Source organism: Ruminococcus sp. XPD3002, from assembly GCA_900119535.1.
In the GTDB taxonomy this organism is placed as follows: Bacteria; Bacillota; Clostridia; order Oscillospirales; family Ruminococcaceae; genus Ruminococcus; species Ruminococcus flavefaciens_H.
Genome location: FPJT01000022.1, coordinates 1 through 12,982 on the forward strand (window position 1 = coordinate 1; position 12,982 = coordinate 12,982).

10 protein-coding genes and 2 rRNA genes are annotated in these 12,982 nt (G+C 44.1%); 10 read left to right on the forward strand and 2 right to left on the reverse strand.

Annotated features, from left to right (window positions below; translation table 11 throughout):
- The 3 genes from BT127_RS14725 to BT127_RS14735 all read left to right on the forward strand — a co-directional run.
- A 23S ribosomal RNA gene (locus tag BT127_RS14725) occupies nucleotides 1-140 on the forward strand; the annotation flags it as partial.
- A gap of 50 nt (nucleotides 141-190) precedes the next feature.
- Nucleotides 191-308, forward strand: a 5S ribosomal RNA gene (rrf, locus tag BT127_RS14730).
- A gap of 56 nt (nucleotides 309-364) precedes the next feature.
- Complete coding sequence (locus BT127_RS14735) at nucleotides 365-1,945, forward strand: DUF6056 family protein (protein ID WP_075425732.1); 1,581 nt, start codon at nucleotides 365-367, stop codon at nucleotides 1,943-1,945.
- Nucleotides 1,946-2,022: 77 nt separating this feature from the next.
- On the opposite strand, the gene BT127_RS14740 is transcribed toward BT127_RS14735, so the two are convergent.
- Both BT127_RS14740 and BT127_RS14745 read right to left on the reverse strand, forming a co-directional pair.
- On the reverse strand, nucleotides 2,023-4,287 hold the full coding sequence (locus tag BT127_RS14740) for a carbohydrate-binding domain-containing protein (RefSeq protein WP_075425733.1): 2,265 nt from the start codon (nucleotides 4,285-4,287) through the stop codon (nucleotides 2,023-2,025).
- A 244-nt stretch (nucleotides 4,288-4,531) separates the two neighbouring features.
- Nucleotides 4,532-5,800: a hemolysin family protein gene (locus BT127_RS14745; RefSeq protein ID WP_075425734.1), complete on the reverse strand. Its 1,269-nt coding sequence runs from the start codon at nucleotides 5,798-5,800 to the stop codon at nucleotides 4,532-4,534.
- Nucleotides 5,801-6,064: 264 nt separating this feature from the next.
- On the opposite strand from BT127_RS14745, the gene BT127_RS14750 reads away from it, so the two are divergent.
- The 7 genes from BT127_RS14750 to BT127_RS14780 all read left to right on the forward strand — a co-directional run bounded on the left by BT127_RS14750 (nucleotide 6,065) and on the right by BT127_RS14780 (nucleotide 12,979).
- Nucleotides 6,065-6,880: a dipicolinate synthase subunit DpsA gene (locus BT127_RS14750; protein WP_075425735.1), complete on the forward strand. Its 816-nt coding sequence runs from the start codon at nucleotides 6,065-6,067 to the stop codon at nucleotides 6,878-6,880.
- 2 nt (nucleotides 6,881-6,882) lie between these two features.
- A complete protein-coding gene (locus BT127_RS14755; protein WP_075425736.1) occupies nucleotides 6,883-7,482 on the forward strand; it encodes a dipicolinate synthase subunit B in 600 nt (199 codons plus the stop codon).
- A 172-nt stretch (nucleotides 7,483-7,654) separates the two neighbouring features.
- Nucleotides 7,655-7,861 (forward strand): hypothetical protein, encoded by a 207-nt coding sequence (locus BT127_RS14760; RefSeq protein WP_075425737.1) that lies wholly within the window; start codon nucleotides 7,655-7,657, stop codon nucleotides 7,859-7,861.
- A 156-nt stretch (nucleotides 7,862-8,017) separates the two neighbouring features.
- A complete protein-coding gene (locus BT127_RS14765) occupies nucleotides 8,018-9,475 on the forward strand; it encodes an L-aspartate oxidase (RefSeq protein ID WP_075425738.1) in 1,458 nt (485 codons plus the stop codon).
- Between the two features lie 41 nt (nucleotides 9,476-9,516).
- On the forward strand, nucleotides 9,517-10,848 hold the full coding sequence (locus BT127_RS14770) for a D-alanyl-D-alanine carboxypeptidase family protein (protein ID WP_075425739.1): 1,332 nt from the start codon (nucleotides 9,517-9,519) through the stop codon (nucleotides 10,846-10,848).
- Between the two features lie 21 nt (nucleotides 10,849-10,869).
- Complete coding sequence (gene nadC, locus BT127_RS14775; RefSeq protein WP_075425740.1) at nucleotides 10,870-11,712, forward strand: carboxylating nicotinate-nucleotide diphosphorylase; 843 nt, start codon at nucleotides 10,870-10,872, stop codon at nucleotides 11,710-11,712.
- 13 nt (nucleotides 11,713-11,725) lie between these two features.
- The gene (locus BT127_RS14780) at nucleotides 11,726-12,979 is read left to right on the forward strand and encodes a serine hydrolase domain-containing protein (RefSeq protein WP_075425741.1); all 1,254 of its coding nucleotides are present in this window, start codon (nucleotides 11,726-11,728) and stop codon (nucleotides 12,977-12,979) included.
- The last annotated feature ends 3 nt before the right edge of the window (nucleotides 12,980-12,982 follow it).

The window sequence follows — 12,982 nt, forward strand, 5'->3', positions numbered from 1 at the left end:
AAGCGTGAAGCCGACCTTAAGATAAGATATCCCTTCGTAAGAGTAAGACCCCTCAAAGACTATGAGGTTGATAGGCCTGAAGTGTAAGCATGGTGACATGTTCAGCTTGTAGGTACTAATCGGTCGAGGGCTTTTCCTTTTGATTCATGTAAAGAGTTCTAAGTATTACAAAAGCGATTCAGTTTTCAAAGTCGGTGTTTATGGCGCAGAGGTCACACCCGTTCCCATTCCGAACACGGAAGTTAAGCTCTGCCGCGAAGACGATACTTGGCTGGTGACGGCCCGGGAAAACTATTTCAATGCCGACACATTTTTAGCCTGTTCTTTTGAACAGGCTTTTTTGTTATTTATTCGGAGGTGTGATATGCTTAATAAGATCAAAGAAAATAAGTTTACTTTTATTGTATGCGGAATATTTATGTTATATGCTATCATTCAATGTTCTACATTTGTTATGTCCGGTGATGACTATTGGTGGAGTTCTTTAGATACTATTTCGCAGGTTTTCAGTGACAGTAATATGAACGGCAGGTATTTTACTAACTTTATTACATTTTACATTATTAAATTTCCTTATTTGAGACCTTTAATTTGTGTTCCATTCCTTGTTGCACTTTTTTTCCTTATTGCTAATGTTCTTAAGACTTCAAAAAAATCATCATTAATGACATATTTAATATCAGGACTTTGTATTATGCTTGTACCTTCTGGTATTGCTATGCTTACCACCCTTTGGATCTCAGGTTTTACGAATTATGTCATCTCTCTTGTTTTAACACTTATATACATTAATTTTATCACTCCTCTTTTTGATGGTGAAACGTGTAAACTTCCGGTTTGGAGTAGTTTACTATTTTTTGTTCTTGGCTTTGCGGGTACATTGTGTGTTGAGAATATTACTATTTATAATTGCATACTTGCTGTTTTTACTATTAGTTTTTCTTTTGTACGGTTTAAGAAGATCCATATTGCACATGTTGCATATCTTGTTGGAACTGTAATTGGAACTGTTGTTATGTTTTTGAATCCGAATTATCATCAGATCACATCTGATGAGGGTGACCAACAGGGTTTCAGAGCTATAGAGTTTGATTTCAGTGATATTTTTTCAACGTTATATCGAGACGTATCTACGGCATTCAGTCATTCATTCCTTTTTGTTCACCTTGCAATTGCAGTATCAATTACGGTTTTATTTTATAAAAAATATCATTCTCTTAATTCTAAAGGTGCTCCTAAATATGCAAAAATTTTTCTTCCTGTTATAATTGCATATGCTGCTTATTCAGCTTTTTCTCAGGTGTTTTGCGGTTTGATCTCAATGACTCCTGCGTTAAGAGTAAATGCGATTTTGCTTGCTTTTGCATTTATATATATGCTTGGAATTGTTTATATGTCTTTTGTTTTGCTTGATCTATCCAGGTTTATTAAGGTTACTTTCTTAATATGCTCTGTTATTATTGTCACAGCACCTTTTATAGTAGTTAAACCGATAACCCCTCGCTGTTTCTTTGCTACCTACATATTCTGGTGTCTTACTGCAGGCTCCCTTCTTATGGAAATGTTTGATGTTATTTCCACTATACAGTTTAAGTCGATAAGTTGTGTGTTGTCTGTGTTATTTTCTTTTATATGCTTTATTCTTTCGGATATTTACATATCTAATTACTGTGTAGATCAGCTGTGTATTGACTATGTAAAAGAGCAATATGAATCTAATTCAAGAGTTATTGAGGTTATTGACCTTCCTTATACGGAGTATTGTTCATTTTCTATCTATTATTATTTCTCAAAGTATAACGATGAAAAAAGTCTTTTGAATGATGCTAAAACTTATTATACTGATTATATCATAAAATACTGGGGTTTTGATAAGGAACTTTTAAATAAGAAATTTGTTGAGATAAGCATACAGGATTATTATATGTCACATTCACTTGAATAATGAACAATGGCGGTCAGTTTAAAGCTGACCGCCATTGTTGTTAGGGTGGTTAATATGAAATCATCTGGATATCTTATTTATTCGGCAGTATCATCGGCAGGCGTCTGGCGCTCGCCGCGGGGACCGCCTCTGCCGCCCTGTGGTGGAGTCATATTTTCTCCGCCAAATCCGCCGTTTGGTATTTCAGGCATAACTGCTTCACCGTTTTCATCTGTAGGAAGTTCTCTTTCGCCGTCGGGAGGGGTCATACCTGCATCGAAGTTTCCTTTGTTTTTTCGTCCTCCGCCGAATCCCATCGTTCCGCCTGTTTCGGCTTCTGCAGTTATTTCCTTACCATCCTTAAGAGTACCGCCGACTGTTACGTTGTAATTTTCAGCCTGAGCGAGTATTTCTTTACCTCCTGATACTGTACCGTCCGAGTAAGCCTTGCAGTCTGTGCAGTTCTGACCTGCTGAGCCGTTTGCGGACATGAAGGACACAATAACGTTTCCCTCCTCATCTGCGAAGCTGTATCTCTGAGTAAGATCGGTATTACCTGCTGTCAGTGTTATAATGCTTGTACCATTGTAATTGATCGTATTTCCCGAGTCGCCGCAGTCGATAGGTTCCTGACCGTTAGCGCAGATGTAGCCGCCGTTGAGGTTAACATCACCGTTTGAATCGAATGCGTCGTGGTCACCGTTAGCGGAATTAACAACAGCAAGACCGCCGTTGATATTAAGAGTACCTGTTGAAGTTGACATCATTCCGCCGCGGAAATTACTGTTCTCTGTTGTTGTATCAAGGGCACCGCCTGCGGCATTATAGCCGTCATCACCTGAGATGATATAGACTGTACCGCTGTTCTGGTTGATAGTAACGCCTTCGATACCCTCATAGCATTCAGCAATATATATCTGTACATTATCGAAAGTGTTTTCGGCTTTCTCACCGATATTGAGGGTACCTTCGGAATGTATACCGTCATCACCTGATCTTAAAGTGAAGATACCGCCGAAGATATCTGCATCGCCGTTTGAGTGGATAGAATCGTCGGAAGAATCTATAGTTAAAGTACCGCCGTTAATAATAATTGAGGTACCTGCTTTCAGTCCCTTAGTGCTGTCGGAGGTCTCGTCTGTGGACGTTGTATCTTCTGTAGTCATATTAGCAAGGTTATTTGGTTCCGAATCTGAATTGATGCCTGATCTGAAGTTATCACCGAAGTCATCCTGATCGTTTCCGTCAAAGGGAGAACCTCCGCCGAAGTCATCGAAGCTGAAGTCCTCGAAATCAAAGTCATCAAAACTGAAGTCACCGAATTCGTCCTCACCGAACATACCTCCGAAGTCCTCACCGCCGAACATATCGTGGTGACCGCCTCCGAAACCGCCGCCGAAGCTGTCGGAGTGAGTTTTTGTGGATTTTTCGTATCCGCCGCCTGTAGTTATCTCGAATGTGCCGTCATTGATGGTAAGAACAGTTTCAGCCTGTATGCCGTCATTTCCTGCTGTGATATCAAATTTACCGCCTTCGATGTAAACAAAGCCCATGCCTTCGTCTGTGGCATTTGTGGATTTTATACCGTCCTCACCGGCGTTAATTGTTATCTCACCGTCTGCAACAGCAATGTAGTCCTTGCCCTTGATGCCGTCACCTGTAGATTCTACAGTGATATTTCCGCCTGTAATTACAATATCATCCTTACTCTGGATGCCGTTTTTGTAACTGCCATTGACGGTGAGACTGCCGCTGCCGTTGATAGTGAGACTGTCCTGACTGAAAATTGCAGCAGTGGGAGCATCCTCGCTTTCCGAGTCCGCATACGTTTTGCCGTCGGAAACTGTATTCTTGCTTCCTTCTGCAAGAGTAATGAAGATCTTATCGGAGTCCTTTTCGTAAATCGCAGAGGAATCAGAGCATGTGATATCAGCGTTATCGAGTACGAGCTGGACCTTTGCCTTGTCTGCGTCCACAACTATCTGACCGTCATCGAGACTTCCTGTAATGCGGTAAACACCTTCTTCTGTGATAGTTACCACAGAACCTTCAGACTTTGCACCGTTACCGTCAACCTTTGCTGAATCACCGTCGAGAGTGATAGTTGCTGTAAGTTCGTCATAAGAGGGATCGAGGTCTCTTGCAGAGAACAGACCGTTATCCTCTTTCTTTTCTTCTTTAATTGTATTTGAAAGGGTATCTGCTGTTGATGAAGTTTCCGAGCTTTCGCTTGCTACGGATGAGGAAGTGTCCCCAGTTTTCTTCATTAAGTCGGATGCGCTGCATCCTGCGGAACTCATAGTACACATAACAGCTGATGTTATGAATGCCAGTGTTTTCTTTGTTATTTTGAGATTTTTCATATCTTCACCGCTTTCTTTTAATACCCGTTCCCCGTGTTTTTCTTTGTTTCTCTATGCTTTTATTGTAAAGCGTGTAAATGAAAAAACGGTGAAAAAAAGCTGAATAAGTGAAAAAAAGCCTGTGTAAGGAAAAAAGCGATTCTCGGGATGAATGTGAAAGAATGGAAAAATGTGTCAAAAAAAGCCAAAGTTCTTCCGACTTTGCACCAGAAAAACTATGGCTTGTATCTTCTATGCTATTTGTTTATTCTTCCGTATCTTCCTCTTTTTCTTCTGTGGGAAGTATCTCTATGATGACCTTTTCGACGTTCTGTTCGTTGACTTCTGCGGCAGTAAGGCGGAAGATACCTGTTTCAGCCGTTTCGCCCTGTTCGGGGATGTGTTCCATAACATCTGTCACCCAGCCGCCTACGGAAGTGTAGTCCGTTTCAGCCATATCCTCGTCCAGACCGAGAACATCAAGCATATCGTCGAGGCTCATATCTCCTGCGACCTCGTACCTTGAATCATCGAGCTTTATGATATTTGTGATTATCTCATCGTCCTCATCGTATATCTCACCCACAAGCTCCTCTATTATGTCCTCGAGGGTAATGATACCCTTTGTACCGCCGTACTGGTCTGTAACTACCGCAAGGTGGACCTTTGAACGCTGCATGTACTTCATAGCTTCGCTGATGAGTTTGCTGTCAACGATATGCGGAACGTCCTGTATAATGCTTCTGATATCGCTTTTGCCTTCCACGAGCATTTTGAAGAATGCCTTGTTTGTAATGATGCCGATTATATCATCAAGACTCTTTTCGTAAACAGGAAGACGTGAGTACATTTCCTGACTGAAGATCTCCTTTATCTCGTCGATTGAGGAATTGATCTCGACTCCCACAACCTTTACACGAGGAATAAGTATCTCATCGACGGATATCTCGTCGAATTCGAGGGCACTTTTAACGAGTTCGCTTTCCTGTTCCTCGATAACGCCCTGTTCTTCGATCTCATCTATCATATACTTAAGCTCGTCCTCGGTAACACTTGGTTCATTCTTGCTGCTTTTTGAAGCCAGAGAAGAGAGCTTGTTCAGTAAGAAAACCGCAGGTTTCAGCAGAGTTACAAGGAGCGAAAGCGGAGAAGCAAAGGAGAGCGCCAGTTTTTCCGCATTCTTTTTTGCATAGGATTTTGGTATTACTTCGCAGAACACAAGTACAAGGACTGTTATGACAGCAGTTGAGATACCTGCGCCCTTGCTTCCGAAAACGCTTACGAAAAGCAGTGTGCTGATAGATGAAGTGGCGATATTTACGATGTTGTTGCCGATAAGCACCGCCGTAAGCACCTCATCGAAGCGGTTAGCGAGTTTCAGAGCCTTTGCGGCTTTTTTATTGCCCTGAGCCTCGTAGTTTTTCAGTCTTAGTTTGTTAACGCTGGAGTAAGCTGTCTCGGTACTTGAAAAAAGCGCCGAGAATACCATCATCAGAACGACGACGATAATTTTTATTAAGTCAGACGTGTCCATAATAAACCTTTCTTGTTTCATATTTTCTTTATCTCGTATTGCAATACAGCAATACTTAATTGTATCATATATTCCGATTAAATGCAAGCATAAAGTATTAATAAACCGCGGTTGCAGCATTTACTGTGGTCTGATTTCAGTTCATATGACGGGATCCACATAATGCAGAGCTGAGGTATCCTTCACTATATTGCGGCTGTGACATATAATAAAGGGTAAACCTCATTCAGAGGAACGATCTCAACGATAAGACTGGAGTTAACTATGGATAAGATACTTATTGCAGGAGGCGACGAGCGGCAGCTTTACTGTGCCGAAGCGCTTTCGGAAAAATATGAAGTTTACGTCTCGGGACACGATAAAACGTCCTTTCCGTCTCCCGAGGGAAATGTGGACTGCCTTGTGCTTCCTGTTATACCATTTGATGCTGAGGGAAATATATATTCGCCGAACAGTGAGCGACTGCTGATTCCCGAGGATATACGCCCGCTGCTGAGGAGCGGCGCTGTTGTAATTGCAGGACGCACCGACGAGCGTACAGCTCATTGCTTTTCAGGTCATCCCATTGCAGACTACCTTTCAAGGGAGGACTTTTGTATAAAAAACGCCTTTCTTACTGCCGAAGGTGCGGTTGAACTGGCAATATCGGCGCTCTCCGTATCACTTAACGGACTTTCCGTACTAATTGTAGGCATGGGACGGATAGGCTGTATTCTTGCAGAGCTGATGAAGGCTTTCGGAGCGCAGGTCACAGCAGCGGTACACAATCCAAAGGGAGCGGCAAAAGCGGCGGTAATGGGTATAGCATCGGTGGATTCAGCGGATACGGGTTCGGACTACGGACTTGTGTTCAATACAGTTCCCGAGAAGATATTCGGAAAGCATGTGCTTGAAGGATTCAGCCGCAGGACTTTGTTCATCGACCTTGCATCCGCTCCGGGAGGAGTGGATATCTCTGCTGCTGAGGAACTCGGGATAAAAGTGATATGGGCAAGGGGGCTTCCTGCAAAATGCTCCCCCGAAACGGCAGGAAGGATAATAGCAGATGCAGTTGAAGAGATACTTGCAGAAAGGGGATAATCATGACAGATTTTTTCAAGGGACTTAAAGCAGGATATGCACTTACAGGCTCGTTCTGTACATTTGACCGAAGCTTCAGACAGGCGGAACTGCTGAGGGAAATGGGTGCGGAGCTGATACCTGTAATGTCCGAAACGGCAGCTTCAGTTTCAACACGTTTCGGAACAGGCGAAGAGAACAAAAAGCGGCTTGCGGAAATATGCGGAAGAAGCGTTATAACTTCCATAGAAGAAGCTGAACCGATAGGTCCGAAGGATATGACGGATATAATGATAGTTGCGCCCTGTACCTCCAACACCGCCGCAAAGCTTGCATCAAGCATAACAGACGGCGCAGTTACAATGGCTGTAAAATCACATCTCAGACGCGGCAAACCCGTACTGCTTGCTATAGCCTCCAACGATTCCCTTATGGGCTCGGCAAAGAATATAGGGGAGCTGTTCAACCGCAAGAACTACTATTTCGTACCTATGCTGCAGGATGACTGCATAAACAAGCCTGCATCCCTTGTGGCTGAGTTCAGTATGCTCCCGCAGGCAGTTGAAGCCGCAATGAACGGCATACAGCTTAGACCGATAATATATCACTCTGACTTAAAATGAAATCATAAATACCGAAAACCCGGTTTCACCGACCGATAACCGTGAAATTATTGATATTTACCGCAGAAATGATAAAATAAATACAACATCAGTAAGCTAATATGCTTGCTGATGATATATTATTCTGCTAAAAAGCAGATATGACCTATCGGACATATAAAGGAGTATTATTATGAAAAGTAATGCAGTATCAATTGAAACAGTAAAAAGCGGTAATTCACGTGCTGTATCAGCAATAAGACTTATCGGCGGAGCAGCACTTCTTGCGCTTGTCGGCGGCTGTGCGGTTCTTTCGTCACCTGTTTCCACACCTTTGCTTCTTGTAGGAGCAGCAGTAGGCGGTGTATCTGTCGGCGCCTCTACATGGAAGAAGTATTAATATCGTTTTGAATAACCTAATACCGTACCGTCCTGTATCATTCGGGGATGGTGCGGTATTTTTTATTATGAAGAAATATTTCCAAATAGTAGTGACAATCACCGTGATATGTGGTATAATATACATGTATAATTTTTTGTGAAGGACGTGCTTAATATGTCTGTAAATTATGATGTTATTATCGCAGGCTGCGGCGCTGCAGGTCTTTATGCGGCTATCAACCTGCCATCGGAACTTAATATCCTCATTCTCTGCAAGCGTGAGCTGAGTCTCTGTAATTCTTCACTTGCACAGGGCGGTATCGCAGGTGTTTACAATTCGCCTAATGACAATATTCAGTATCACCAGAACGATACACTTATAGCAGGCAGCTTCAAGAACAATGTTGACGCTGTACATACTCTCGTAAGCGAAGCGGCACAGGATATCGAGCATATCATCGACCTCGGAGTTGAGTTCGACAAGAAGCCCGACGGTACTTATCACCGCACTCTTGAAGGCGGTCACAGCCACCACCGTATATTCCACCATGCGGATGCTACAGGCAAGGAGATAACCACAACTCTCCTTGAAAACGTACAGAAGCTTCCAAATGTTACAATTATGGAAAATACCATGATGTGCAGTGTCAAGAAGACCTCTACAGGTTATTCCGCACTGCTCAAGGATATTGAAGAGAACTATACAACTGCAAACTGCCACTTTATGATACTTGCAACAGGCGGTATCGGACGTGTTTACCAGTTTACGACCAACTCGGCGATAGCTACAGGCGACGGTATCACATTTGCCTTTGAAATGGGCGCAAAGATAAAGAACCTCAGCTATGTACAGTTCCACCCGACAGCATTCAACAACCGTGCTACCCGTGAGTGCTTCCTTATTTCCGAGGCTGTACGCGGAGAGGGTGCATATCTGCTGAACTGCCACAAGGAGCGTTTCATGCACAACTACGATGAGCGTCTCGAGCTTGCACCCCGTGACGTTGTATCACATGCTATCATCCTTGAATCACGCAAGCAGAACTCTACAGATTTCTACCTTGATATAAGCTATAAGGACAGCGAATTCCTTAAGAACCGCTTCCCTATGATCTACAAGAATCTCCTTGACCAGGGCTATGACCTTACAAAGGAGCCTGTACCGATATTCCCGTGTCAGCACTATCTCATGGGCGGTATAGACGTAGACCGCAATTCCGAAACAAGTCTGCCGAACCTCTATGCCTGCGGTGAGTGCTCACACACAGGAGTTCACGGAAGCAACCGTCTTGCAAGCAATTCTCTGCTTGAAGCTCTTGTATTCTCACGCCATGCGGCAAACGATATCGCTTCAAAGGCTGCATCTGCACCAAAGGACTTCGAGGAGGCAGAATTCGATCCGCATATCGGCGCTCCCCATATACCAAAGGGCGTTCGTACCGAAACAAGAAAGATAATGCAGAACAGCTATTTCGTTATCCCCGATAAGAAGGCTGCTGCGGAAGGCTTCAAGCGTGTAAAGGAGATACGCGAGGACCTTCTCAGCGGAGGCTATCTTGTTGATGCGGATTATGTTCTTGCAAAGTCGATAGTAACAGTTGCTTATATCATACTCAGCGAAGTTATGGAGTAATATAGCATCAATTCCACGGAAAAAAGGATGAAGGTGTTTTTTTGAAATTAATATATCGCATACTTTCCGTCACAGCGGCAGCAGTTACTGCTGCTGTGATGATAACATCAAATGCATTCGCTGCCGAACACCGCGGCGACTGCAATAATGACAAGGCTGTAAACAGCAAGGACCTTCTTACCCTCAGCAGCTTCATACTGAATGAGGGGGATATGTGCGAGGGCTGCGGAGATTTCAACGGAGACGGCGTGGTCAACGTTTACGATGTGGTGATATACAGGCGATATCTTGCACATACGCTTAGCATCGTGCCTTCGGGAACATGGATAGGAAGGGACTTTGACGGTACCCGTTTCTTTTCTTTCAAGGACGGCTACGGCCACTATGTCAACGCCGAAACAGGCGACAGCATGGGATTTGATTTTACTGCTGAAGATAATGAACTTGAATTCACCCTCGGTACAGCGGGTACAACTGCCGCAGCTGATATAATCTGGAAGAACGACCTGTTCTTTGACTTTGAATGGCGTGATACAGGCTGCGAGCATCTCACATTCCTCTGTGAGGATGACATCGAGCTGAATGAACCGCTGACGGGCTTTTATGTTACGGGAGGCGATTACAGCGTCCGTTATTTCGATATAAAAGGCTACACGGGAAGCTACAGAGCGAGATTTGACGAAAACGACAAGGGGAATTACTGTTATTATTTCAGAGGAAACAATATAGTATTCATTGACGAAAAAAACTATGCCAAAAAAGCGGCGTTCACACGTATAGACCGTGACCACTTCGACCTTGTATGGGAAAACGGCAAGACTGAGCACTTCACACGCCGTGAAGTCACCGTAAAGGATGGTATCACCTATATCAACGGCATACTTATCGTAAACAAGACCTATGCACTTCCTTCTAATTATGGTCCCGGAGGACTTACTCCCGAGACTCAGGCTGCATTCAATGAGATGCAGGCAGCTGCTGCAAGTGAAGGACTTTCGCTGAAGGTATGTTCGGGATTCCGTTCATACGATTATCAGGCTACGCTTTACAATTCATACGTTGCAAGAGACGGCAAGGCGAAAGCCGATACATTTTCTGCACGTCCGGGACACTCCGAGCATCAGACAGGTCTTGCAGCGGATATAAACATGGCAAGCGACGCTTTCCTCAATACTCCCGAAGCTGCATGGCTTGCGGAGAACTGCTGGAAGTACGGATTTATAATACGCTACCCAAAGGGCAAGGAAGACAAGACAGGTTACAAGTACGAGCCGTGGCATGTACGCTATCTCGGCAAGGAAAACGCAAAACTCGTATATGAATCGGGACTCTGTCTTGAAGAATACCTGAGTATCGCATCCAGTTACTCATGATGCCAAGAAAGGAATTTGATTATGAAGCTTTTACAGTGCTACATTGATAATATTATTACCACTGCGCTTATGGAGGACATAAATTATATCGACGCTGCTGCGGATAACCTTATACCTGCCGACCACAGAAGCTCCGCTTATTACGTGGCTAAGGACGAGGGAGTTGTCTGCGGTATCGAGATAGCAAAAAGAGTATTCGACCTTGCAGGCGGAGATGTTGATTTCCGCATACTCCTGCAGGACGGCACAAAGGTAAAAAAAGGCGATATCATCGCTGAAATGGACGGAAGTACACTTACTCTCCTGAAGGGCGAGCGTACCGCACTCAATATACTCCAGCACATGTCAGGCATAGCTACAGCTACAAACAAATGTGTTGAGCTGGTAAAGGGTACAAACGCATCTGTTACCGATACGAGAAAGACACTCCCGGGACTCCGCGCCCTCCAGAAGTACGCTGTTACAGTGGGCGGAGGCAAGAACCACCGTTTCAATCTTTCGGATGCCGCAATGCTTAAGGATAACCACATAGATGCATACGGCGGTATAACCGCTGCTGTAAGCGCACTCCGCGAGAAGATAGGCCACACCGTAAAGATAGAGGTCGAGGTACGTACTCTTGACGAGCTTCGTGAGGCACTTGAAAACAGGGTTGAGATAATCATGCTCGACAATATGAGCTGTGAGGAAATGACAGAGGCAGTTAAGATGACCGACGGAAAAGCACTCCTTGAAGCTTCGGGAAATGTAACAGCAGAGAATATACGCTCCGTTGCAGAAACAGGAGTTGATATTATTTCTCTCGGCGCACTTACCCACTCGGTAAAATGCTTTGATATATCGATGAAGATAAAAAAGGATTAACAGGAGAACAGGTATGAAGAAGTGTAGCAGGTTTACCGCTTTTCTGACCGCACTTTTAATGATGACGGGATGCAGTTCACAGAATACATCGGAGAGCAGTGATCCATCCGTATCCGATGTATCGGTATCCTCTGTAAGCGAAGCCGTGTCCGAAGCTGAAACAGCAGAAGCCTATGCTATTGTTTCCGACGTTACAGAGGGACTCAAACATGAAAACGACCAGTGGCACAATGATAAGGAAGAGTACAGCGAGATAGCTGAAAAGCTCCAGAATCTCAGCGTTACTTTCGCTGAACTCAAAGGCGTTAACATTCTTGCAACGGATAATGACATAATCTTCATACAGGGACTTGATTCAACAGAGACCGACGGTGAAACTCCCGTAAACGCTTATACTACCTATGAGGTAGGTTCGATAACAAAGACTATGACGGCAACAGCCGTACTTCAGCTCATAGAGCAGGGCAAGCTGAGCATGAACGACACTCTCGGCAAATTCTTTCCCGAATACGAAGCAGGCAGGAATATAACCATATATCAGCTGCTTCATATGCAGTCGGGCATATATGACTATGTGAACGATGTTTTTTCGCTTTCAAAGACTCATGATATCGACATTGAGACCATGACGGAAAAATTCCTGGCGGACAGCTTCACGGATGAGGAAATGCTGGATTTCATAGGCAGTCTTGAACTGAAACACGAACCGGGAGCTGAAATGAGCTACAGCAATACCAATTACCACCTTCTTGCAATGATCATCGAGCAGCTTACGGGTAAGAGCTTCGGCGAGTATTTGCAGGAGAACATATTCGATGTCTGCGGAATGGAACATTCAAGCAGCATGAAAACAGGTGATGTTACAAGCATTCCCGAGCTGAACGATAAAGAAGCTGTGGAATTTACTGATGAAAACGGCTACATGGCCAGTCCGAAATTCAACAGAGGTGCGGGAGATGTACATTCGTGTGCAGCCGACCTTGTAATGTTCGACAGAGCGCTTATGAACGGAAAGCTCATCAATGAGGATTCGCTGAAGGAAATGTTCAATATGGACATGAATTACGGCTGCGGCTGGATGGCTGGTGCAAGTGATTCGGACCGTTTCCACTCAGGAAAGGCAGGTTCGTATCTCTCGTGCAATGCGGTATTTGACACCGAAAAATACGGGCGTGTATACTACATACAGCTGTATTCAATGGTCGGACAAAACACTGAGCAGAGAATGGCAAGCAACTATAATATAGTTAAGGCCGCTCTCAAATAATAA

Bases quoted from the DNA above. Each gene is read 5' to 3' on its own strand.
- BT127_RS14735 (WP_075425732.1), top strand. From the start codon at position 365: ATGCTTAATAAGATCAAAGAAAATAAGTTTACTTTTATTGTATGCGGA.
- BT127_RS14740 (WP_075425733.1), bottom strand. From the start codon at position 4,287: ATGAAAAATCTCAAAATAACAAAGAAAACACTGGCATTCATAACATCA.
- BT127_RS14745 (WP_075425734.1), bottom strand. From the start codon at position 5,800: ATGGACACGTCTGACTTAATAAAAATTATCGTCGTCGTTCTGATGATG.
- BT127_RS14750 (WP_075425735.1), top strand. From the start codon at position 6,065: ATGGATAAGATACTTATTGCAGGAGGCGACGAGCGGCAGCTTTACTGT.
- BT127_RS14755 (WP_075425736.1), top strand. From the start codon at position 6,883: ATGACAGATTTTTTCAAGGGACTTAAAGCAGGATATGCACTTACAGGC.
- BT127_RS14760 (WP_075425737.1), top strand. From the start codon at position 7,655: ATGAAAAGTAATGCAGTATCAATTGAAACAGTAAAAAGCGGTAATTCA.
- BT127_RS14765 (WP_075425738.1), top strand. From the start codon at position 8,018: ATGTCTGTAAATTATGATGTTATTATCGCAGGCTGCGGCGCTGCAGGT.
- nadC (WP_075425740.1), top strand. From the start codon at position 10,870: ATGAAGCTTTTACAGTGCTACATTGATAATATTATTACCACTGCGCTT.
- BT127_RS14780 (WP_075425741.1), top strand. From the start codon at position 11,726: ATGAAGAAGTGTAGCAGGTTTACCGCTTTTCTGACCGCACTTTTAATG.